The sequence below is a fragment of the Brevibacterium picturae genome (genome assembly GCF_030453725.1).
Taxonomy (GTDB): Bacteria; Actinomycetota; Actinomycetes; order Actinomycetales; family Brevibacteriaceae; genus Brevibacterium; species Brevibacterium sandarakinum_A.
This window is the reverse complement of sequence record NZ_JAKDJU010000040.1, coordinates 1-21,282: the sequence shown is the minus strand read 5'-3', so window position 1 is coordinate 21,282 and position 21,282 is coordinate 1. Positions and strand designations below refer to the sequence as shown.

Annotated in this window: 17 protein-coding genes; 4 read left to right on the top strand and 13 right to left on the bottom strand. The window is 64.8% G+C overall.

Annotation, left to right across the window (positions count from 1 at the left end):
• The coding region (locus L0G76_RS06280; protein ID WP_304356460.1) for an oxidoreductase at positions 1 to 1,973 on the bottom strand (1,973 nt) is incomplete at its 3' end.
• Positions 1,974 to 2,218: 245 nt separating this feature from the next.
• Between L0G76_RS06280 and L0G76_RS06275 the strand changes: the two genes are divergently transcribed.
• Positions 2,219 to 2,890: a GntR family transcriptional regulator gene (locus L0G76_RS06275; protein WP_304356459.1), complete on the top strand. Its 672-nt coding sequence runs from the start codon at positions 2,219 to 2,221 to the stop codon at positions 2,888 to 2,890.
• Positions 2,891 to 2,905: 15 nt separating this feature from the next.
• On the opposite strand, the gene L0G76_RS06270 is transcribed toward L0G76_RS06275, so the two are convergent.
• The 3 genes from L0G76_RS06270 to L0G76_RS06260 form a co-directional block, all read right to left on the bottom strand.
• Positions 2,906 to 4,426, bottom strand: a complete 1,521-nt coding sequence (locus tag L0G76_RS06270; protein WP_304356458.1) for an MFS transporter — start codon at positions 4,424 to 4,426, stop codon at positions 2,906 to 2,908.
• Positions 4,427 to 4,743: 317 nt separating this feature from the next.
• The gene (locus L0G76_RS06265) at positions 4,744 to 6,480 is read right to left on the bottom strand and encodes a hypothetical protein (RefSeq protein ID WP_304356457.1); all 1,737 of its coding nucleotides are present in this window, start codon (positions 6,478 to 6,480) and stop codon (positions 4,744 to 4,746) included.
• Between the two features lie 202 nt (positions 6,481 to 6,682).
• Entirely contained in the window at positions 6,683 to 8,221 is a 1,539-nt protein-coding gene (locus tag L0G76_RS06260; protein ID WP_369696165.1) for an aminotransferase class I/II-fold pyridoxal phosphate-dependent enzyme, read from the bottom strand.
• An 88-nt stretch (positions 8,222 to 8,309) separates the two neighbouring features.
• Here L0G76_RS06260 and L0G76_RS06255 point away from each other — a divergent pair, with 88 nt between their 5' ends.
• Positions 8,310 to 9,386: a LysR family transcriptional regulator gene (locus tag L0G76_RS06255; RefSeq protein WP_304356456.1), complete on the top strand. Its 1,077-nt coding sequence runs from the start codon at positions 8,310 to 8,312 to the stop codon at positions 9,384 to 9,386.
• A gap of 45 nt (positions 9,387 to 9,431) precedes the next feature.
• Here L0G76_RS06255 and L0G76_RS06250 read toward each other — a convergent pair whose 3' ends face one another.
• The 9 genes from L0G76_RS06250 to L0G76_RS06210 all read right to left on the bottom strand — a co-directional run bounded on the left by L0G76_RS06250 (position 9,432) and on the right by L0G76_RS06210 (position 19,523).
• On the bottom strand, positions 9,432 to 9,890 hold the full coding sequence (locus tag L0G76_RS06250) for an RrF2 family transcriptional regulator (RefSeq protein ID WP_304356455.1): 459 nt from the start codon (positions 9,888 to 9,890) through the stop codon (positions 9,432 to 9,434).
• Positions 9,891 to 9,964: 74 nt separating this feature from the next.
• Complete coding sequence (locus L0G76_RS06245; protein WP_304356461.1) at positions 9,965 to 10,873, bottom strand: sulfite exporter TauE/SafE family protein; 909 nt, start codon at positions 10,871 to 10,873, stop codon at positions 9,965 to 9,967.
• A gap of 296 nt (positions 10,874 to 11,169) precedes the next feature.
• Positions 11,170 to 12,555: a tripartite tricarboxylate transporter permease gene (locus tag L0G76_RS06240; RefSeq protein WP_304356454.1), complete on the bottom strand. Its 1,386-nt coding sequence runs from the start codon at positions 12,553 to 12,555 to the stop codon at positions 11,170 to 11,172.
• On the bottom strand, positions 12,552 to 12,965 hold the full coding sequence (locus tag L0G76_RS06235) for a hypothetical protein (protein ID WP_304356453.1): 414 nt from the start codon (positions 12,963 to 12,965) through the stop codon (positions 12,552 to 12,554). The genes L0G76_RS06240 and L0G76_RS06235 overlap by 4 nt, the downstream gene beginning before the upstream one ends.
• Before the next feature lie 91 nt (positions 12,966 to 13,056).
• Complete coding sequence (locus L0G76_RS06230) at positions 13,057 to 13,989, bottom strand: hydroxymethylglutaryl-CoA lyase (RefSeq protein WP_304356452.1); 933 nt, start codon at positions 13,987 to 13,989, stop codon at positions 13,057 to 13,059.
• Positions 13,989 to 15,263 (bottom strand): hydroxymethylglutaryl-CoA reductase, degradative, encoded by a 1,275-nt coding sequence (locus L0G76_RS06225; RefSeq protein WP_304356451.1) that lies wholly within the window; start codon positions 15,261 to 15,263, stop codon positions 13,989 to 13,991. Before L0G76_RS06225 ends, L0G76_RS06230 begins: the two co-directional genes overlap by 1 nt.
• Before the next feature lie 251 nt (positions 15,264 to 15,514).
• Positions 15,515 to 17,413, bottom strand: coding sequence for a helix-turn-helix domain-containing protein (locus tag L0G76_RS06220; protein WP_304356450.1), 1,899 nt, complete (start codon positions 17,411 to 17,413; stop codon positions 15,515 to 15,517).
• A 27-nt stretch (positions 17,414 to 17,440) separates the two neighbouring features.
• On the bottom strand, positions 17,441 to 18,199 hold the full coding sequence (locus L0G76_RS06215) for a GH25 family lysozyme (RefSeq protein WP_304356449.1): 759 nt from the start codon (positions 18,197 to 18,199) through the stop codon (positions 17,441 to 17,443).
• 55 nt (positions 18,200 to 18,254) lie between these two features.
• The gene (locus L0G76_RS06210) at positions 18,255 to 19,523 is read right to left on the bottom strand and encodes a pyridoxal phosphate-dependent aminotransferase (protein ID WP_304356448.1); all 1,269 of its coding nucleotides are present in this window, start codon (positions 19,521 to 19,523) and stop codon (positions 18,255 to 18,257) included.
• Positions 19,524 to 19,697: 174 nt separating this feature from the next.
• Here L0G76_RS06210 and L0G76_RS06205 point away from each other — a divergent pair, with 174 nt between their 5' ends.
• Both L0G76_RS06205 and L0G76_RS06200 read left to right on the top strand, forming a co-directional pair.
• Positions 19,698 to 20,549 carry an ABC transporter ATP-binding protein gene (locus L0G76_RS06205; protein ID WP_304356447.1) on the top strand — a complete coding sequence of 284 codons (852 nt, stop codon included), beginning with the start codon at positions 19,698 to 19,700 and terminating at the stop codon, positions 20,547 to 20,549.
• Positions 20,546 to 21,280: an ABC transporter permease gene (locus L0G76_RS06200; protein ID WP_304356446.1), complete on the top strand. Its 735-nt coding sequence runs from the start codon at positions 20,546 to 20,548 to the stop codon at positions 21,278 to 21,280. The genes L0G76_RS06205 and L0G76_RS06200 overlap by 4 nt, the downstream gene beginning before the upstream one ends.
• The last annotated feature ends 2 nt before the right edge of the window (positions 21,281 to 21,282 follow it).

Here is a 21,282-nt window from a genome sequence, read left to right as displayed (position 1 = left end):
GCGCTCGCCTCGGCGGCGGTGGACGGATTCGAGCCGATTCCACGGCCGGGCTGAGGCTGCCCATGGACCCAGGCGTCGAGATCGATCTCGCCGAGGTTGGAAGAGTGCGGCTTGAGCCCGAAGTAGACCTCGTCGTTGGGCGTCGTACCGAAGTCCACCACGACCGCGTCGGTCTCCAGCTCGGTTTCGATGCCCGAGTAGTCGTTGCGCAGTCGCGCCGTGACCAGTTTGTCCTTCGACTGGGGCTTGGCTGCGAGCCTTTCGCCGAGGTGGACGGTGACCCCGAATTCGGAGAAAACCTGCAGATACGCAGGCGAATTCATCGATCCGACGTCGACGCCGATGGTGCGCTCGGGGCTGACGTAGGTGACCTCCTGGCCGTTGCGGGCCAAATGCTCCACAGCATCGAGGGCCGGATAGAAGCCGTGATCGTCGAAGACGAGGACTCGGGACTTATTGCGCAGACTGTCATCCATGACGTCCCAGACGTCGAACGAGGGCCCCTCCTCACGGAACGGATAGCTGGCGTCGGGAACGCCCCCGGTGGCGACGATGACCACGTCGGGTGCCAGGGCGAGGATGTCGTCGGCCTCGGCGAAGGTGTCCAGTCGGATGTCGACCCCGTGCTTCTTGCACTGCTGGACCCTCCAGTCGATGATGCCGATGAGATCGCGGCGGCGCTGCGAGCGTGCGGCGATCTTCACCTGGCCCCCGGCCGCCGAATCGGCCTCGAGCAGGGTCACGCGGTGTCCGCGCACTGCGGCCACGCGCGCGGCCTCGAGACCTGCCGGACCGGCTCCGACGATGACGACGTGCTTGGGGCCGGCGCCGACATCGCGGGCGATCTCCTGCGGCAGATCAGCCTCACGCCCGCTCGCGGGATTGTGGATGCAGGTCGCGGCGCCGGAGGTGTAGATGCTGTCGAGGCACATGTTCGCGCCCACGCACGGGCGGATGTCGTCCTCGCGGTGCTCCTCGATCTTCTTCACGAGATAGGGGTCGGCCAACTGTGCCCTGGTCATGCCCACGAGGTCGAGGCAGCCGTCCTCGATCGCGAAGCGGGCGGTGGGCGCATCGGCGATCCGGGCCGCATGGAGCACGGGGATGTCGATGGACTCCCGGATGCGACGGCAGGTCTCGAGCCAGGGAGCCGAGGGTGTGCCCATGCCCGGGATCGCCTCGGCGAGCTCCTTGTCGGAGCTGATCGTGCCGACGTTGAGGTTGAGGAAGTCGATGCCGTGGGCGGCGTATTTCTTGAGGGCATCGATGGCGAGGTCCTCGGTGATGCCGCTCTCAAACTGCTCGAGCACCGACATGCGAACGCCGAGGGCGAGTCCCTCTGAGGCACCGCGCATCGCGTCGATGATCCTCAAGGGGAAGCGCATGCGAGCTGCGAGGTCGCCGTTGTAGTCATCTTCGCGGTCGTTGAACCTGGAGGCGAAGAAGTAGTCGATGAGGTGGCCGGTGTGGAGGAACTCCAGACCGTCGAACCCGGCCGCCTTCACCCGTGCCGTTGCCGCCGCGAAGTCGTCGACCACGCGCTCGATGTCGAAGTCCTCCATGGCTTTGGTGAAGGAGCGGTGGGTGGGTTCGCGGTGGCGGCCTGATGAGACGAGGGGCAGCCAGTCGGCCGTGAAGTTCGAGTTGCGCGGACCCAGGTGGGTCAGCTGGATCATCACGGCGGTGCCTTCGGCGTGGCAGTCCTCGGCGATCGCGGACAGCCACGGGATCACCTCGTCGGTGGAGAGGTCGACATTGCCGAACGCGGCGGGGGAGTCCTTGGACACCGTGGCCGATCCGGCTGTCATCGTCAGCCCCACCCCGCCGCGGGCCTTCTCCCGATGATAGAGGCGATACCGGTCCTTGGGCATGCCGAGCTCGGTGTAGGCGGGCTCATGCGCGGTGGAGACGATGCGGTTCTTGAGCTGAACAGGCCCCAACGCGAATGGCTGGAGCAGGGGATCGAGGGACATGGTTCCTCCTTCTTCGCAGGAACGACAGTGGTTGCTTCGCAGGAACCACACCGTGGTTTCGACGACCCCATTCCGACTCGATCGAAAGTAAGGTAGTCGATAACCGATTACTTCACTCAATCGTGAGTTGTCGCGGTTATGCTGTCAATAGCCATCCAAGGAGAATTTTGATCAGCAACGAGTCAGCCTCACCTGCTGTGAAGCGACAGACACCGGGGTCGGCAGCGACGCAGACATCGAGGCCGATGCCAGCACCGGCACCGGTCCGACCCGATTCCGCCCCGACGCTGCGCGAGCATGCGCTCGTCGTCATTCGTCATGCGATCACGACCGGCGACCTCGACGAGGACACGATCTACTCGGCAGCGGGTTTGGCCAAGCGGCTGGGCATCTCGCTGAGTCCGGTCAGGGAGGCCATGATGTCTCTGGTCACCGAAGGCACCGTCGAAGCTGTGCCGAACCGGGGCTTCCGGCTGGTGCCCGTGACGCGGGAGGACCTGGAGGAGATCATCCGGATCAGGTCCCTTCTCGCCGACCCCGCGGTTGAGGCCCTGTGCGCCCGGGTCTCCGAGGCTCCGGACTCGTGCGAGACTGCGCTCGGTGAGCTTCGCCGGAATGCCGAGGATGCCCTGTCCGCCGCCGTCGAGGGCGACACAATCGGGTTCATGACCGCCGACCGACTGTTCCACGAACATCTTCTCGAATACGGACTCGGCAGGAGAGCCGCGGAGATCAGCCTGCGACTGCGGGACCAGTCACGAGTCTTTGCGGCGCATTCGATCGCGACCATGGTCGACTCTGAGTCGGCGCAGCAGATCGTCGACCTCGTCGGGCTCATCGAGACGGGCTGCACTGACGAGGCCCGCGCTCTCGTCGTCGACAATCTCTTCTACTTCAAGCGTGCCGAGAACCGCTAGCGGAGCCCGGCAGGATCACACCTTCACAACCGGGATCGGCATGGTGTCCGGATCGAGGTCGGGGTTGTCGTCCTGCGTGCGCGCCAGCTCGACGGCCTCCTCGTGCGTGTTGACCGTCGGGAACGACCCCGGCAGCGGCCGGTGTGCAGATTCCTTCATGAACAGCACGGCAACGAGAGCAATGACGGAGAAGAACATGATGTAGAACGCGGGCATGTACGAGTTGCCGGTGGCGTCGATGAGCGCCTGGCTGACCAGCGGTGTGGTGCCGCCGAACAGGGAGACTCCGAGGTTGAACGTCAGTCCCATGGCACCGTAGCGCGAGGACGTCGGGAACAGGGCAGGAAGCGTCGACGCCAGGCAGGCGATGTAGAAGCCCGCCGGAACCGCCACCATGAACAAGGCGATCGTGATCGCCCACATCCCACCGATCTGCATGATGGCGAACGCCGGAACGATGAGCACGATCGTGGCAGCTGCCGCGACAATGAAGACGAACTTGCGTCCCAGTCGGTCCGAGAGCCTGCCGATGAGCGGAAGGCACAGGGACATGGCCACGAGCACCGGAATGGTGACCACGGCGGCCTGAACGTTCGAGACCTTGACCGTCTCCTCGAGATAGGTCGGCATGAAGCTCGTCAGGGCGTAGCCCGCCGTCTGCGAACCCGCGACGATGGCGATGCCGATGAGGATCTCTTTCCAGAAGTGACGGATGACGCCGATGAGGCCGTGGCGAGCATATTTGTCGTCCTTGACCTTCACATCGAGGCCCTCGGCGACCGAGGCTTCGAAGCTGGGTGTCTCCGGAATCTTCAGTCGGAACCAGATGGCGACGGCGCCGAGCGGAATGGCGATGAGGAACGGGATCCTCCAGCCGCCGTCGACCATCGCGGTCTCGCCGGCGACGGCCGTGCTGATGACGGTGGTGACGGCAACGGTGCCCGCACCGGCTGCGAAGCCGATATAGGAGCCGACGTCGAGCCAGGAGGCCCAGAAGCCACGGGGCTTGTCCGGTGCGAATTCGGAGACGTAGGTGGTCGCACCTGCGTATTCGCCGCCGGTGGAGAAGCCTTGGATCATCTTGAGCAGGTAGAGGGGGATGATCACCCACAGGCCGACCTGCGCGGCAGTGGGCAGCACGCCGATGAGGGCGGTGGCGGTGGCCATCGTGGCCATGGTGAAGAAGAGAACCTTCTGTCGCCCGATCTTGTCACCGAGGGGTCCGAGCACCATGCCGCCGAGCGGGCGGACGAGGAAGGAGACCGCGAAGCCGAGCAGCGTGACGAGGAGGCCCATCTGCGGGTCCATGCCTTCGGTGAAGACGGAGGTCATCGTCACGGCGAGGTAGCCGTAGACGCCGAAGTCGAACCATTCCATGAAGTTGCCGACCGTCGTTCCCCCGATGGCGGTGCGGATGGACTTCTGCTCGATGACGATGCAGTGATCGGCCTCCAGGCGCTTCTTCTTGAGCGCCTTCCGTCCTCGCCGGGACGGCTTCTCCGTTTTGGCAGCGGTATTTTCGGCGCCTTCTGACATCAGCGGTTCCTCGTTTCAGATGAAATTCGGTTATCTGCCGGCCGCAGAACTCGTAGATTCTGAGAGATTGGTTTTTGGCAATGCAGAACATCGTTGCTCGATTAGACACCCATGTCAATAGGATTGGTGACCCGCATCACGAGAAAATGTCTGTGAGCCCAGAAATCTGTGGGTCGAGGGAGATCGAGCATCATCTTTACGTCAGGCCAACCTGCGTTTATTGGGAGCAGGGCTGCGGCGGAACAGCAGCGAGCCCCTGCATGGTCTCGGCGCGGCTCCTGCAGGCCCGGGCGCCGAGCCTGGCCTGCGCCCGCACTTCAGTTCGAAGAGGTGGAGGCCCCGGTCGAAGGATCGTCTGGTGTCGGTTCTGAGTCGGTTCCGGTATCCGACGGATCCGGCTCGGGAGAGTCGGTTTCTGGAGGTGATTCGGGCTCGTCAGTTGCCGGAGGTGGTGTGTCGTCCTCCGTCGGGGTGGGATCAGGCTCTGGATCCGTCGTAGGTGCGGGCTCCGACGGTGATTCCGGCTCGTCAGGCTCCGACGGCGTTTCGGACTCGGACGGTTCATCCGACGGTGATTCGGGGTCAGAAGGTTCGGGGTCGGAAGGTTCGGGGTCGGAAGGCGACTCCGGACCCGGACGATCAGAATCCGAAGGACCCGGATCATCGGGGTTCCTCGACGAGGGGCGATCGCCGTTGTCGCCGGAATCGTCCTTGGACGGGGAATCGTCGCCAGTTCGTCCGGCATCGTCTCGGGAGCTCTTGGAGGACTCCTCGTTCTCGTCCTGATCCGTGGAGCCGGGGACGGATTCCTGCGAATTCTCCGAGCCCTGCTCTCGGCTTCCCTGATGTGAGTCGGTGTCATCAGGCGACTGCTCGTCACGACCGGAGGCGGCGTCACGGCTCGAGTCCTCGTCCTCAGACGACGTGTCCACTTTGGAGACGTTCGATGTTCCGCCTCCGGATCTCAGCCCCTCCTCCTGGTGCGGCACGATGGCGAGGCCGACAAGAGTCCCGAGGAGGCCGATGCACGCTGCAACCACAGGGATCAGCACGGGTTTCGACATACTGAAGCCGGATCGTGAGGACGCCGCGACCGATGTCTGAGCAGGGACGTGTGATGGGTCGGCCGATGCGCTCACCGCGGCGAGCGAAGCGGCCCGGCCGGACTCGGTGTCTTCGGTGGGTTCAGCGCCTTCGGCGGACGTAGGCGGTTCGATGTCTGCGTCGGTGTTGGCGAAGACAGCTGCCGACGCCATGGTCGCGGCGTCGGATTCCTCTGCTCGCGGATCTGCCTCTGTTTGCCCAAATTCTGATGCGGCGTCGGGTTTGCCCGGATCCGTACTGTCCGGCCTCGTGTCGGCAACCGGAGATCCTGCCGGCTCCGGGGCCGTGTGAGCCACGATGTCCGAGAGCCGCTCGATGACGATCGGCGAGGTCAGGAAGGCAGGAACGAGAGCGGAGCGTCGATCGGCAGCCGCATCGCTGCCCTCGGGGCGAATCCGATCCCACTCCTTGTGCAGATCCTGGTGGGCACGACTCGAGAGTCGTTCGACAACTGCTGTGCGGATATTCAGCCTGTCCGCCACAGCCTCGGGCGAGAGCTGCTCGACTTCTCGCAGCCACAGGATCCGCTGCCAATTGTCGGGCAGGGTCGACATTGCCTGCGCAAGCAGAGCATGATCCGGTTCGCCCCCGTCTCGGGCACTGGCCTGATCCTGGTCGCTTGCAGGCGCACCCTGGAGCGACGAATCAGCTCGCGGCTGACGAACGGCGAGGCGTTCGTCGATCGCGTTGTTCACCTTGGACCGGAGGCCCTCGGTGGTGTCGGCGGTTCCGTTCAGCAGGGATCTGAGCACGCTGAGGAAGGCGTCGTCGACAACCCTCCGGGCATCGGCGTCCGGCAGCGAGGATGAGGCTCTGGCGACCGCATCGTCGATGTAGCGGCGATAGATCTCTGAGTAGGCGCCGGCGGTTCCGGCGTCGATGAGCGAGAGGAGCTCGTTCTCCGTGAAATCGGCGAGTTCTTCCCCTGGCTGATGTGCTTGCGCGTCCATCCGGTCCTGAGCCAATCGGTTACGTCATGCAGTCTGCGACTGCTTCATTGCAGACTGCCTTGTGTATAGCAGTGAGAATAAGGGAAGCGCACTCTGCGAGAGAGTTATCCTCAGCTGGTGACTGTATCGGACAAGATAGGTTTCTGCATTCAGTATCGTTATTTGAACACTCAACCAGTCCGGCCTGGGGTCCGGAGTGGTGTCAGTCCTTGAGGACGCGGAAGGTGCTCAGCGTCGGATCGACGCCGCCGCGGACGTGTCCCGTCGGGCTCGCTGCCACGGCCTGCAGGAACTCGACGGTCTCTGCGGTGATCTCCTCACCTGGGAGGACATTCGGAATACCGGGTGGGTATGCGGCCAGGGAGCTGACGCTGGTTCGACCGAGTGCCTCGGCGGCGGGAACGAGCTCGGAGTCCGCGAAATACGCATCGCGCGGCAGGGCGACCAATTTTCCCGCACTCGGCAGGGCGGGGATGCCGGCCGACGCCGCGACCGCCTCGGCGGGACTGGTCCCGGTGTTCTCAAGGCGCATCGCATCGAGGGCGTCGAAGAGCCGGCCGAGGTCGGGGGACTTGCCCACGCCGATGAGGGCGACGATCGTCGTGGCCGTCGCCATCTCGGCGAAGATGTCGAAGTCCTCGGTCAGGCGTTTGCGCACGGCATGGCCGTCGAGCCCCGTCGAGGTGATGTCGATGGGCAGGCGGAAGGGGTCGATGTCGACGACATCGGCGTGGTTCATGAAGTCCCCGGAGAGCAGGTGGTAGTGCTCGGAGCCTTCGATCCGGGCACGGATCTGGCGGATGTTCTCCAGTGAGTCCGAGATCGCGTCACGTGAGTTCACGAGGTCCCGGCGAGCGATGTCGATCGAGGCCATGAGGTGGGCGTTCTCGCTGGTCGACGACGTCATCATGAAGGCGCGGGCCAGCGCGGGCTCGAGGCGATTCGCGAATTCGGTGTCGCCGAGGTGGAGGAGCGCTGATTGGGTGAATGAGCCGGCGAGCTTGTGTGTGCTCATGATGACGATGTCGGCGCCCAGGGCGACGGGGGATTCCGGCAGATCGGGGTGGAAGCCGAAGTGGGCACCCCATGCGGCGTCGACGATGAGGGCGGCGCCGGCTTCGTGGGCGACCTCGGCCAGTGCCCTGACGTCGGCGACGGCGCCGAAGTAGCTGGGGGTCACGAGGTAGACGGCGCTGACCGTCTCGGGGTGCGATGCGATGGCGTGACGCAGCGAGTCCGGGGTGACTCCGTGGGCGATGCCGTTGACCTCGTCGATGTTGGGGTAGACGAAGCCGGGGTTGAGTCCGGCCAGCACGATGCCGTCGACGAAGCTCGAATGGGCGCTGCGCTGGGTCACGACACCCGTGCCCAGGGTGCCGATCGCCAGTGCTGCCATGCGGTTGCCCTGCGAGGAGCCGTTGGTGAGGAACCAGGTGCGCCGCGCGCCCCAGGCCTCGGCGGCCAGCTGCAGGGCTTCGTCCTTCGGGGTATCGACGCCGAGGTCGATGCCGTCGAAGAGTGGGGGGATGTCCAGGGAGAGGATGTGCTCGCCGAAGAATTCGGCCTGACCTGCAGAGATTCCCGTCGTGGTGCCGCCGTGTCCGGGAGTGGACAGGAACAGCGAGTCACGCTTGGCCGCCGCGGCCAGCGCATCGGCGTACGGGGCGTGAGTCGTCACAGTCCCCGGGAATGCCGAGTGTTCCGGAGCGGAGGTCATGTGGGAATCCTGGTGCACGGTCATAGATCCAGGTTAGGGAGTGAAGCCTTGCCGGGAGAATACCAAGTTTCCTAAACTGATGAATACATACTATTGACCCGATGGTCGGAGGATGATGGAAGCTCTCGATACCCGTGGGCTCTCGGCCCTGCGTGAGATCGCCGAATCGGGCTCTGTTGCGGCAGCGGCGACCGCACTTGGGTGGAGCCAGCCCACGGTCAACCACCACCTGCACAACCTGGAGAGGGCGCTGGGGTCGACGTTGATCGTGAAGAGCCCCCGCGGGTCGCATCCAACCGTCGTGGGCAATCTCGTCGTGACACGTGCGATCGAGATCCTGGGGCTGTGCGATCGCCTCGGCGCCGAGGTGGCGCTGTGGCGAGAGGACCAGGCGGTCCCGGTCCGGATCGGAGCTGTTCCCACAGTCGGCGCCCGCGTGATTCCGAAGCTGCACAACCAGCTGCAGAAGCGGGCCCGCTGGCAGGCGCACGACGAGATTGCCGCCGAGAGCCCGACGGCCGGGGAGATGACGACCGCAGGCAGGAATTCCGAGATGACGACCGCAGGCAGGAATGCCGAGATGACGGCCGCAGCACTCGATGTGACCTTGGACGAGCATGCGAAGCTCGTCGCCAGGCTGGAGGCCGGTGATCTCGATCTTGCCCTGCTCGTCTCGACGGACATCGACAAGACGTGGATCCCGTCGACCCTGACGGCCAAACATCTGTATTCGGAGCAGCTCTTCCTGTGCGTGCCGAAGCCCGTCGGACCGATCGCCCTGGACGCCGCGGGCATGCCCGACCTCACGTCGCTCGTATCCCAGACCTGGGCGTTCAGCATCGACCCTGGTGACGCCATCGACGAGGTGGTCAGGTCGCTGTGCGTGACCGCGGGCTTCGAGCCCCGGGTGGGGATGAGGATGGACGACTACGCGGCGATCATCCGCATGATCGCCGCAGGGCTGGCGGTCGCAGTGATCCCTGATTCCTCGGTCCCGGAGGACCCGACGGTCGAGATCATCCCGATGCCGATGGACGCCTGCCGCCGCGACGTGCTCCTCGTCTCACGCGCACGGACGGCGGGATCGAGTGCGCAGGTCGCTCGACACGATCCGATCGTCGCCGCCCACAATGCCGCCATCGCCGAGGTGGTCGCCGACGTGGGAACCGTCACCGCACAGTGGCGGTGAGCAGGTGCCCGGCGGTGACTGGGGTTCGCGTCGGACGGTGAACGCTCAGTGCGGGGCCCAGGCGTCTTCGATCGCGACCTTCTCGGTCACCTCGGCGGGCAGTGTCTTCGAGGCCAACGCCTCGATGGTCACCTGCTCGAGGACATCGCGGAGGGCGAAGCGGGCCGCGATCCACACCTGTTGGAGGGATTCGGCGGCATCGTCGTACTCGACGGCTTCGGGCCGCTGCCCGTAGATCGAGACCAACGGGCCGTCGACGGCCCGGATGACATCGGCGACCGTGGTGGCGCTCGCCGGCTTCGTCAGCTTCCAGCCGCCGGACTTGCCGCGGACTGACGCCACGATCTCGACCCGGCGCAGATCGGCGAGGATGGCCTGGAGAAATCCCTTGGGGATGTTCTGGCGCCTCCCGAGTTCATCGGCGCTGATGGGCCCGCCGTCGTCGACGTCGGCGATCTCGATCAGGGCCCGCAGGGCATAGTCGGATTTCGTGGTGACCCGCATGCCGTCATCGTAACAGCGGGCTGTCCGCGGGGTCGGGGACTCAGCCGTCCGGGGGACTCAGCCGTCCGGGGTGCTCAGCTTCCGGTGGTGACTTCGGCTCCCGCCTCGGCGAGGGATTCGGTCCGACGAGTTCGGCGTTCGACGCGAACCGCATGCACGATCAGTGCGATCCAGGCTGCCGCGAGGGCCGCGAGGGTGACCGCGACCGTCGTCGACGATGCCCCGAGTGCCAGTGCGATCGTGCGGGCATTGGTGAGGATGATGATCCCACCGGCGGCGATCGCCAACACCCTGGCCGGCAGGATCTTGACCAGCCAGGCGGCGATGGGTGCGGCGATGATTCCGCCGATCAGCAGGGCCGCGGCGATCGACCATTCGATGCCCGAGGAGCCCAGCGCGACGAGGAATCCGAGTGAGCCGCCGACCGCGACGACGAATTCGCTGGTATCGATCGACCCGACGACCTTGCGTGGCTCCAGCCGTCCCGATGACAGGAGGGTTGTGGTCCCGACCGGGCCCCAACCGCCTCCGCCGATGGAGTCCAGGGCGCCGCCGACGAGACCCATGGGCACGAGCAGCTTCACTCCGGGCCGTCCGTGGAACTCGGGGCGGCGGCCGCCGAGGGCGAGGAAGCGCCAGATCACATAGACGCCGAGGGCCAGCAGGAGGCCCGATACCCACGGTGTGGCCGCGTCCCCGCTGAGGCTGGTGAGGAAGGTGGCGCCGGCGAAGGCTCCGATGAATCCGGGGATCGCGAGGATCGAGACGGTCTTCCAGTCGACATTGCCGAACTTGTGGTGCGAGATGCCGGAGACCAGAGAGGTGCCGATCTCGGAGAAATGCACCGCCGCCGAGGCGGTCGCCGGGGCGATCCCGGCCGCCAGCAGCAGGGTCGTCGAGGTCACCCCGTAGGCCATGCCCAAAGAGCCGTCGATGAGTTGGGCGAGGAGGCCGACGAGCCCGAGGACGATGAGCTGGCGCATGGTGTGGGGACCTTTCAGCATGCCGAAAATTGTTGAGCAATCTGTTCGCGGCCCACAATACCCACTAAGTTGAGTCGATTACTAGACTATGAATTTCTATGACGTTTCCGAACGTCGTGCGACAGCGAACGGTCGGCAAGTCCGCCTCGAGAATCGTGAGAATTTCGAGGCGAACTTGCCGACCGTTGAGCTCATTCATTCGTGGGAGTCGCGGCATCGGCAGGGACTCCGACGACCGGAACGGCTACAGCGCCAGGATCGCCGGAACCGCTACAGCGCCAGGATCGCTGGAACCGCTACAGCGCCAGGATCGCCGGAACCGTGAGAACGGCGACGTAATAGCCCATGAACTGGACGCCCGCGTGCATGCCGATCATGCGATTGAACAGGCCGCCGACGAGTCCCACGGTGATGGTCACGCCCAGTGCGAGCAGCCCGCCTTCGTAGAGGCAGATGACGCAGATGAGTGCGGCGAAGCCGGCGATGATCGCCTCGTGGGAGACCGACTTCATCACCCAGGTGGCCGCCCGGTGGGCGTTTCTCATCACGAAGGGATAGGCGACCACGATGGCGATGACCGCGGCGATGACCGAGAAGAGTGCGAACTCACCGGTCGAGAGCAGATCGTGCAGGTTGTTCGTCTCGCCGGTCTCCGCATCGAGAGTGTAGACGGGCGGGGCGTTGAACAAAGGCGCGGCCGGACCTGCGGCCATGGGCGAGAGCGGGAGCCCGATGGCGATCAGCGGGATCAGGGTCTCGGCGATATAGGTCGATTCCGTGGTGCCGTTCCTCACGGACACGACAGTCGTGAGTCGATGGAAGCCGTTCTTGATCCGACTGCCGGCGATCTCACCCATGAGCACCGCCATGGCGACGGGCGAGAAGACGAAGGTGGCGCTGGTGATGGCTGCCGAACCGCTGGTGTAGGCCAGCTGCTGGCGGTCCAAGACTGTGAAGGGGTTCGGCAGCTTCGCGCCGTCGGCCGGGCGAACATCGGGAGCGAGGTCGAACTCCCGCTTGCCTGTCTGCGTCATCGACCGACGGCCCGTCGGCGACAGAGCGGAGAACAGATCGTAGATGAGCGGGCCGGTCGCGATTCCCAGGAAGAAGGACGTCGTGAACGTCGCGTCCTTCTGCTCGAGGATGAACGCCTGCAGCCCGACGATGATGAGGACGAAGGGAATCAGTGCGACGACTGCCGCCAGCTTTCCCTTCGAGGTATACGCGACGAGAATGGCCGCCGCGATGAAGATCCATGGTGCGGCCGCACCGATCGCCTCGGCGAACGGGGTGAGGACGAGTGCGAAGAGGATCGACAGTGGAATTGCAATGATCACCGAGATGACGCCGCCGGAGATGGCCTTCTGCAAGGCGATGTGAGGCACGCCCAGAGAACGCAGGAGCTGCGCCTCTCGCAGCATCGGCACGGCAGTGGTGTCGCCCGGTATCCCCAGCAGTGTCGTCGGGACGGCGTGCGAGATGTGTTTGGCGATGATCGCCGCGAGGAAGAAGGCGATGACACCGGCCGGAGGCACGCCGATGAGGATGACGAGCAGCGCCAAGGGGGCGACGATCGCCGTCTCATCGGTGCCCGAGATGAGGCCGATTCCGGTGAACAGCACTGCGGCCAGCAGGGCCATGCCGATCGCCCACAGGATCGGTTCGAGGAGGTCCGCGCTCACAGCTGGCCACCCTTCGCTCGGCTCTCATGGTTCTCGACCAGGGCATCGAAGAGCCCGAGAGCTCGGATCTCTGACTGCACGGCCGGTGTGAGATCGCGGGGGTCACCCAGGTCGCCGTACTCTTCGACGACCTCGTCGATGACTTCCTGTCGGTTGCGGGTATCGGCCTGCGACTGTGTGATCACGCGCTTGGGCTTGAACAGGATCCCGGCGATCACGGCGCCGATGATGCAGCCGACGATCCCGATCAGGAGAGCATAGGAATGTCCCAGCTCAGCATCGCCGGTGGACGTGAAGAGGTGGTCGGAAATGAGGAACGCCGGTACCGCCACCCCGATTCCGATGGCAATGCTGCCGACAAGATGTTTCGAGTCGACGGTGTCATTCCAGACTTCGAGCAGTTGTGGCATCTTCGCCTACCTTCGTTTGTTGAGTCGTGTTTCTGGAGTGCGAACGCGGACCGGGCTGACTGCGCCTCGGGCCGGCCGAAGTGCTGTGGTGCTACTGATTGACGATGGCCGCTGAGGTGGCCGAGGCCAGCGGCTTGCCGAGCTGCCGGCTCAGCCATTGGCTGGTCTCGGCGACCATGCGGATGTCGACCCCGGTCGAGATCCCCAGGCCGTCGAGCATCCACACCAGATCCTCGGTCGCCAGGTTTCCGGTCGCCGAATCTGCGAACGGGCAGCCGCCGACTCCACCGGCCGAGGAGTCGAATTCGCTGACTCCCAGCTGGAGAGCGGCGTAGACGTTCGCCAGCGCTTGACCGTAGGTGTTGTGGGTGTGCAGTGCGATCGCCTCAACGGGGATGCCGCCGTCGAGCAGCGCCTGCAGGACGACACTCACGTGGCCAGGTGTCGCGGTGCCGATCGTGTCGCCGAGCGAGATCGACGAGCAGCCCGCCGCCAGCAGCTGCTGTGCGGCCGTGACCACGCGCTGTGGGTCCACCGGGCCTTCCCACGGGTCGCCGAAGACCATGGACAGATATCCGCGGACCCACATCCCTGCCTCGGCAGCCGCAATTGCCACATCGAGGTTGCGTGCCGTGGTCACGTCAAGGCCGTCGCCGAGGTTGGCCCGAGAGAACGACTCCGTGACGCTGACGAAGACGGCGATGTCCTTGGCCCCAGCCGCCATCGCATCATCGAGGCCGCGCCGGTTGGGAGTGAGGACCGGATACGAGATGCGTGCGCCGAGGTCGAGTTCGTCGAGGACGGCGCGGGTGTCGGCCATCTGCGGAACGGCCTTGGGGGAGACGAAGCTGCCGGCTTCGATGGACCTCAGTCCGGAGCCGGCCAGTCGGGAGATGAGCTGGGCCCGCACCTCGGCGGGCAGGGTGACCGATTCGGCCTGCAGTCCGTCCCTGGCGCTGACCTCGTAGACCCTGACCCGAGTCGGCAGATTGTCGCGGGCGAAGACCTGGGGGAGCGAGTCCATCATTTCTGTGCACCGGAGCGAAGCTCGGCGAGGAGGGCCTGAACCCGATCGAATCGGAAGGCCTTCTCTTCGATGAGCTTGGCCACGATGGTCGTGGCCTCTTCGGCAGTGGCACCGGCGGAAACGGCGAGATTCTTCGCATGCAGCGACATGTGGCCGCGCTGGACGCCCTCGGTGGCGAGCACCCGCAGAGCAGCCAGGTTCTGCGCCAGACCAGCGGCCACGATGATCTCGGCCAGATCCTTCGCCGTGTTCACTTCGGCGATCCGGAGTGCGGCCCGGGCAGCCGGGTGGACCTTGGTGGCGCCGCCGACGAGACCGACGGGCAACGGCATCTCAAGGTTGCCGACGAGGTTGCCGTCAGCATCCTTCTCGAACGTCGACAGTGAGGAGTAGCGACCGTCGACCAGGGCATGCGAATGGGCACCGGCCTCGACCGCGCGAGTGTCGTTGCCGGTGGCCAGCACCACGGCGGAGATGCCGTTCATGATGCCCTTGTTATGGGTGGCCGCACGGTACGGGTCGGCCGCCGCCAGCTCATAGGCGTGGAGGATGTTGTCGACGACCTCGGCGCCGCCGAGGAGCTCTTTGTCGAAGACGGCACGCGCACGGCTCAGCCGCAGATCGGCCTTGTTCGTGAGGATGCGCAGAAGAGCGTCGCCCTCAGCGATCGCGGCCAGGCTGCCCGAGACGGCCTCGGCCATCGTGTTCACCGCGTTCGCACCCATGGCATCGCGGACATCGACGTGGAGATGGACGACGACGTAGGTTGTCGACTTCGCGGCAACGAGGCGAACGTCGAGGCCCTTGACGCCTCCGCCGACCTCGACGAGCTTCGGATCCTGGGCATTGGCCAGCTCGATGACTTCGTCCTGGTGCTCGAGGATGCGGGACCGGGCCGCATGCGGGTCGGCCACATTGATGAGCTGGATCTGCGCCTGCATGATGGGCTGCGTCGAGCTGGTGAAGAACCCACCCTGTGGACGTGCCATCCGGGCGGCGTTGCTGGCAGCGGCGATGACCGACGCCTCTTCGGTGGCCATGGGCACCAGAACATCGGTGCCGTTGATCGTGAAGTTGGTGGCAGTTCCGAGAGGCAGGGAGAAGACGCCGAAGACGTTCTCACTCAGGTTCGCCGCCTGTACGGGGCCGAACGCATTCGCATCGATCTGAGCGAAGACCTCGGTGTCGAGTCCGGTGGCGTCGGCCACTGCGCTGCGACGCTCGTTGACCGACATGTTGCGGAAGCCGGCGATACGGCTGTTCTCTGCCATTGTGTCTCCTGTTGAGTCTTCGTCGTATCTGTGACCGCCGACTGTGGTTGCATCCGTCGGTCAGAAATTCTGCGCGAAGGACTTCTGGGCGGAGTACTTCTGCGCAGAGTTCAGTCAAACACTTCGAGGACCGATCGCCTATGGCTGTTTCGGACAGTAAAATCCCTGATGCATGGCTGTTCTGGCCAGGGGGCAGGGGCCAGGGGGTTGCCGGGTGCGTGCCAGGTTGCGCGGGCAGACCTTGGTTGCGCTCAGTTCTTCTGCTGGAGTTGGTTCAGCCGGAGGGCGACGTGGAGGCGGAACGCGTACTCGGGTGCTCGCCAGTCGACGTCGAGAACCGTGTCGATGCGCTCGAGGCGCAGTTTGACGGTGTTGATGTGAACCGAGAGAGCGGTCGCGGTGCGGCGAATGCTTCCGCTGTGTTCGAAGTACGTGCGCAGAGTCGTGACCAGATCAGCCGATTGCCGCCGGTCCCAGCGGTGCAGGGGGCCGAGCATGCGCTCCATGAACCGTTCGACGTGTTCGGGAGCTGTGCCGAACATCGCCGTGTAGGGAGCGAAGTCCTCGGCAGGACAGACACCGCTGGTGATCGACAGCGATTTGAGTACCCGCACACACGACCACAGCTCGTCTTCGGCGGTGCGCAGCTCTGAGCGTTGAAAGCCGGTGTCGGAGACGACGACCAGGCAGTCGCGCAGGATGTCTGAGGATGTGAGCAGCTGTTCCATCTGCGTTCGGGACCGATGAGCGGAACGGGGCAGCAGCGCGGTCAGTCCCGGAGAGCGCTGGGTCATGAGGATGCTGGGCTCGACCCGGGCCAGATACGAGCCGATGCGATCGAAGTCGTTGGGGCCTGCTTGGACCACCATCAGCTGCCAGGGGCCCAGCAGGGTGAAGTTGCTGGAGCGGGCTCGTGCTCGGAGTTCGTCCAGGCCTCTGGTGTCGGCGATGAGGTCCACGGCCAGCTCGCCGCGCACACGGTTCTCAGCATCGGCACGTGACTGCTCGTTCATCTGGATGAGCGCCAGGGACTGTGCGGCCTGAGCGACGATGCTGTGGTCGCCGTCCTTCGGGGGATTGTGAAAGCGCACGAACAGTCCACTGTGCCGGCGTCTGTTCGAGGCCACCGAGGCGGCGATGAGTCGCTTATCGGCAGAGACCTGAGCACTTCGTCCGGTGCGATGGCTGGTGTCCAGCGCGGCCAGGATCTCGTCTTTGCTCACATCGGCCTGGGTCAGGAAACCGTCGTCGGGAGGGAGCTCGGGAGAATCGAGGTGCCAACTGTCCACGATGAGCACCTCGGCGCGCAGGGTCTCGGAGACGACGTCCGTGACTGCTGATGCCCCGCGGCCCTGCAGCACCAATTGGGTCAGCTGCTCCTCGACCTCGACGAGGCGCTGCAGGGTGGTCGCTTTGGCCGCGGCCAGCTCCTCGGACGCAGCCGAGGCCGCGGCCGCCTCGGCGAGCTCGCCCATCAGCCGTGCGGTCTTGAGGATCACCGAGGCGTGATCGGCCAGTGCCGAGAGCAGAGTGATCTCATCCGCGCTGAATTCGTGGGGGTAGCGATTCGCCGCGAACAGGGCGCCGAGGACCTCACCGTCGACGACCATGGGGACGCCGAGGAGTGACTCCATGCCTTCGGCCTTGACGGCTGAGTCGACTCGGCGTTCGTGGGGCAGTTGCGTCAGGTCGTAGTCGGAAGTCCAGTGGGCGGACCGGTCACGCACGACGCGCCCGGCGAGCCCGACTCCTGGCGGCACACGCAGAGCGGGGAGTTGGAGCGAGATGGCTCCACGGCTGGCCCTGACGTTGAGCTCGTCGGTTTCCGGGTTGTATTCCGAGAGGTAGGCGATGTCGCAGCCGATGAGTGACTTGGCTCGGTCGACGAGCTTCTGCAGCAGGCGCTTCGTGTCCCTGACCTGGATGAGTTCTGAGGCGCTTTCGAGCAGAGCCGCACGTTCATGGTCCTTCTGCCGCCACCGTGCCATCGTGGTCGACAAGTCGAGAAGCGAGTCGATGAGCGCAGGCTGCCGCCCGAGCTCTGCTTCCAGTCGGCTGCGATCGACGGGAGTTCCGCGGGCCACCAGAGTGACTGCCTGCGCGACGGACTCCACCGGCACTGTCTCTGGTCCCGCTTCGCGCTCCGTCATGAGCCCATTGTCTCAGCCCCGGCTTGTTCAGCTGTCAGTTCGGAGGACGTCCAAGTCGACCTTTCCGTCGATGCCGTTCACCGTCGCGAAATAGTGCACCTGCCACATCATCCAGTCCTCGTCGGGCGGACGGAGGAAGAAGTTCGTCACCCACCGCGGGTGGTCCGCCAGCGCGGCGATCGAGTACTCCGAGGTGAAGGAACCGCGGGCGTAGACGAGCAACGGTCGACCCCACGCATCCTCGACGACATTTCGGAATCTCTCGAGTTCCGCATCGACCGTCGCCTGGGAAGGTCGTGTCTCGCAAGCACCGATGAGCTCGAGATCCACTGCCGGTGCCAGCGCGTGCGAGTCGGGCGGAGCGGACTTGAGGAAATTCTCCGCCTGTGCCGCGCCGGGAGAGCAGAGGGTGAAGAAATGATAGGCACCCCGACGAATTCCAGCCTCTCCCGCTTGCGCCCAGTTCTCTTCGAATCGCGGATCGACGTAGTCATCGCCTTCGGTGGCCTTGATCATCGCAGCACCGATGCCATCGGCTTCGACAGCAGGCCAATCAATGGCCCCCTGGTGGTTCGAGACGTCGATCGCGTGAACTTCTCCGGCTGCCTGATCCAGCGCCGGCCGGTGTTCGGGCACCCAGAGGAACCACCATCCGGCACCGATGAGGAGGACGAGGGCCGCTGCACTCGCAGTGATGCGCAACCAAGTGAGGGCGCGCCTGGAACGGCTCCGTCCAGCCTCAGCCGCAGCGGATCCGGGCTCAGCTGTCTCCGAGTCTTCGCTCATGCCTACAGACTAGAGGTTCGATCACTCACCCAGCCGGACCTCACCCAGCCGGACCTCACCCAGCCGCAGGCGCCAGGCTCTCGGACGCAGGCAGTTCACAGGTGGTGCTCGCCTTCTGCTTATATCCGGAGAGGAACTCGCCGAGGCGGTTGATCGACTCGTCGAGGACCTCGATGGAGGGCAGGGTGACGAGTCGGAAGTGGTCGGGGCGCGACCAGTTGAAGGCGGTGCCGTGGGAGACGAGGATCTTCTGCTCGCGCAGCAGGTCGAGGGCGAACTGTTCGTCGTCGACGATGTCGAACTTGTCGACGTCGAGCTTTGCGAACATGTAGAGCGCGCCGCTGGCGCGATGCGCGGACACACCGTCGATGGAGTTCAGCCCCTCGTGTGCGAGGTTCATCTGCGCGCCGAGTCGTCCCTGCGGCAGGACGAGGTCGTCGATCGACTGCTTTCCACCCAGTGCCGCCTGGATCGCGTGCTGGGCCGGAACATTCGCACACATGCGCATATTGGCCAGCAGCTTGATCCCCTCAAGGTAGCTCTTCGCCTCGGACAGAGGTCCGGTGATGGCGAGCCAGCCGGCGCGGTAGCCGGCGATGCGGTAGGCCTTCGACAGCCCCGAATAAGTCAGGCAGAGGACATCGTCACCGGTCAGGGTGGCCATGTTGACCATCTCGACGCCGTCGTAGGTGATCTTCTCGTAGATCTCGTCGGCGAAGATGATGAGCCCGTGGCGGCGGGCGATGTCGACGATCTTCTTCAGGGTCTCGCGCGAGTACACGGCGCCTGTGGGGTTGTTCGGGTTGATGACGACGATGCCGCGGGTGTTCTCGGTGATCTTCGATTCGAGATCCTCGAGGTCGGGCTGCCACGCAGTTGCCTCGTCGCACAGGTAGTGCTTCGGTGTGCCGCCGGAGAGTGCGACCGAGGCCGTCCACAGGGGGTAGTCCGGGCTGGGCACGAGGATCTCGTCGCCGGGATTGCACAGAGCCTGCAGGGACAGGGTGATGAGTTCGCTGACGCCGTTGCCCAGAAACACCTCGGAGGTGTCCAGATTGTGGATGCCGCGCGTCTCGTAGTACTGGACGACAGCCCGGCGCCCGGAGAGGATTCCGCGCGAATCGGAATAGCCCTGCGCAACGGGAAGCTGCTTGACCATGTCATGGACGATCGCCTCGGGGGCTTCGAATCCGAAGGGTGCAGGGTTGCCGATGTTGAGCTTGAGGATGGTGTGGCCCTTGGCCTCCATCGCCTCGGCCTCTTCGAGGACGGGTCCCCGAATGTCATAGAGGACGTTGGCCAATTTCGACGACTGCCTGTACATGGGAACCTTTCGCGACGACGTTTGCTATACCCACGCTATGACCCTCGCCGAGGTGGTTCTGACCAAACAGAGGCCCGTTTCGTGAACCTTTGAGCAGACGTGCGGATTGTTGTGCAGACCTTTCAGGGTGCAGGTCACTTGACGTGCAGGATCATCGGGGGTCTCATTCTTGATATGAAGACCAACGCGATCGAGGCTCGGGGGCTGACGGTTCGCCGAGGTCGCAACACCGTGGTCGAGCATCTCGACCTTGAGGTGCCACGTGGTGCGATCGTCGGTCTGCTGGGTCCCAGCGGAAGCGGAAAGACGACGCTGATGCGCGCGATCGTCGGTGTGCAGATCGTGCGTGAGGGCAGGGTCAGTGTCCTCGGCGCGCCTGCAGGATCGGCTCCTCTCCGCCGCCGGGTCGGCTACATGACACAACTGGCCAGCATCTACGATGATCTCTCTGTCCGTGCGAATCTGCGCTATTTCGCCCGTGTGCAGGGTGCACCGAAGGCGGACGTGGATCGGGTCATCGAGCGCACCGATCTGGGTGGGCAGGCCGACCAGCTCGCCCGCACCCTGTCCGGTGGGCAGGCCAACCGTGTGTCGTTGGCGGCTGCGATGCTCGGGTCTCCCAAGGTTCTTGTCCTTGACGAGCCCACGGTCGGCCTGGACCCTGTTCTGCGCTCTGACCTCTGGGACATATTCCGTGGTCTCGCCGATGAAGGGACGACGCTGCTTGTGTCGAGTCATGTCATGGATGAGGCCACACGCTGTGACCGCCTGCTCCTCATGCGAGAGGGTGGTGTGATTGCCGACACCACGCCGGACGAGCTCCTCTCGACCACGGGTGCCGCCTCGGCCGAGGATGCGTTCCTGAATATCATCAGGTCCGACACCGCCCGGACAGACTCGAGGCGCTCGCCGAGCGGGGCGAAGAAGCCGCGCTCGTTGAAGCGGGCGAAGACCGGCAGGAGAGGGATTCTGATGGCAGCTTCGCCGCGTTCGCTTGGTCGCGGCCATGGGAAAGACGCGCGATGACGCCCACACGTACGCTGGCCACGGCAGCACGGGTGCTGATGCAGATCCGCAACGATCCTTGCACCATCGCGCTGCTTCTGGTCGTGCCCAGTCTCCTCATCGGACTCGTCGCCTGGATCTTCGACGAAACGCCGGTCTTCGACACTATCGGTCCGGCAATGCTCGCGCTGTTCCCCTTCATCGTGATGTTCCTCGTCACGAGCATCTCCACGCTGCGAGAACGCCGCAGCGGCACGCTCGAACGGCTGCTGTCGATGCCGATGGGGCGCGGGGACTTCATCCTCGGATACACTCTCGCCTTCGGCCTGTTGGCAGTGCTCCAGACCGCGATCGCGGTGGGCTTTGCCACCTGGGTGTGCGGGTTGGAGATCGAGGAATCCATCGTGCTTCTCTTCGTCGTCGCCATCGTCGATGCGCTGCTCGGCACAGCGCTGGGGCTGCTGGCCAGTGCTTTCGCCCGCACCGAGTTCCAGGTCGTGCAGTTCATGCCGGTCTTCGTGTTCCCGCAGATCCTGCTGGGCGGCATCTTCCTTCCCCGCGATCAGCTGCCGGATGTGCTCGAGACGATCGGTGACTGGATGCCGCTGTCACATGCAATCGACGCACTCTCCGCGGTGTCATCGGGCAACGAGGACACGGATTACATCTGGCTGCGGATTCTCTTCATCGGATGCTGGATCGTCTCTGCCATCGTCGTCGGATCGCTGACTCTGCGCCGCCGAACGCCGTAGAG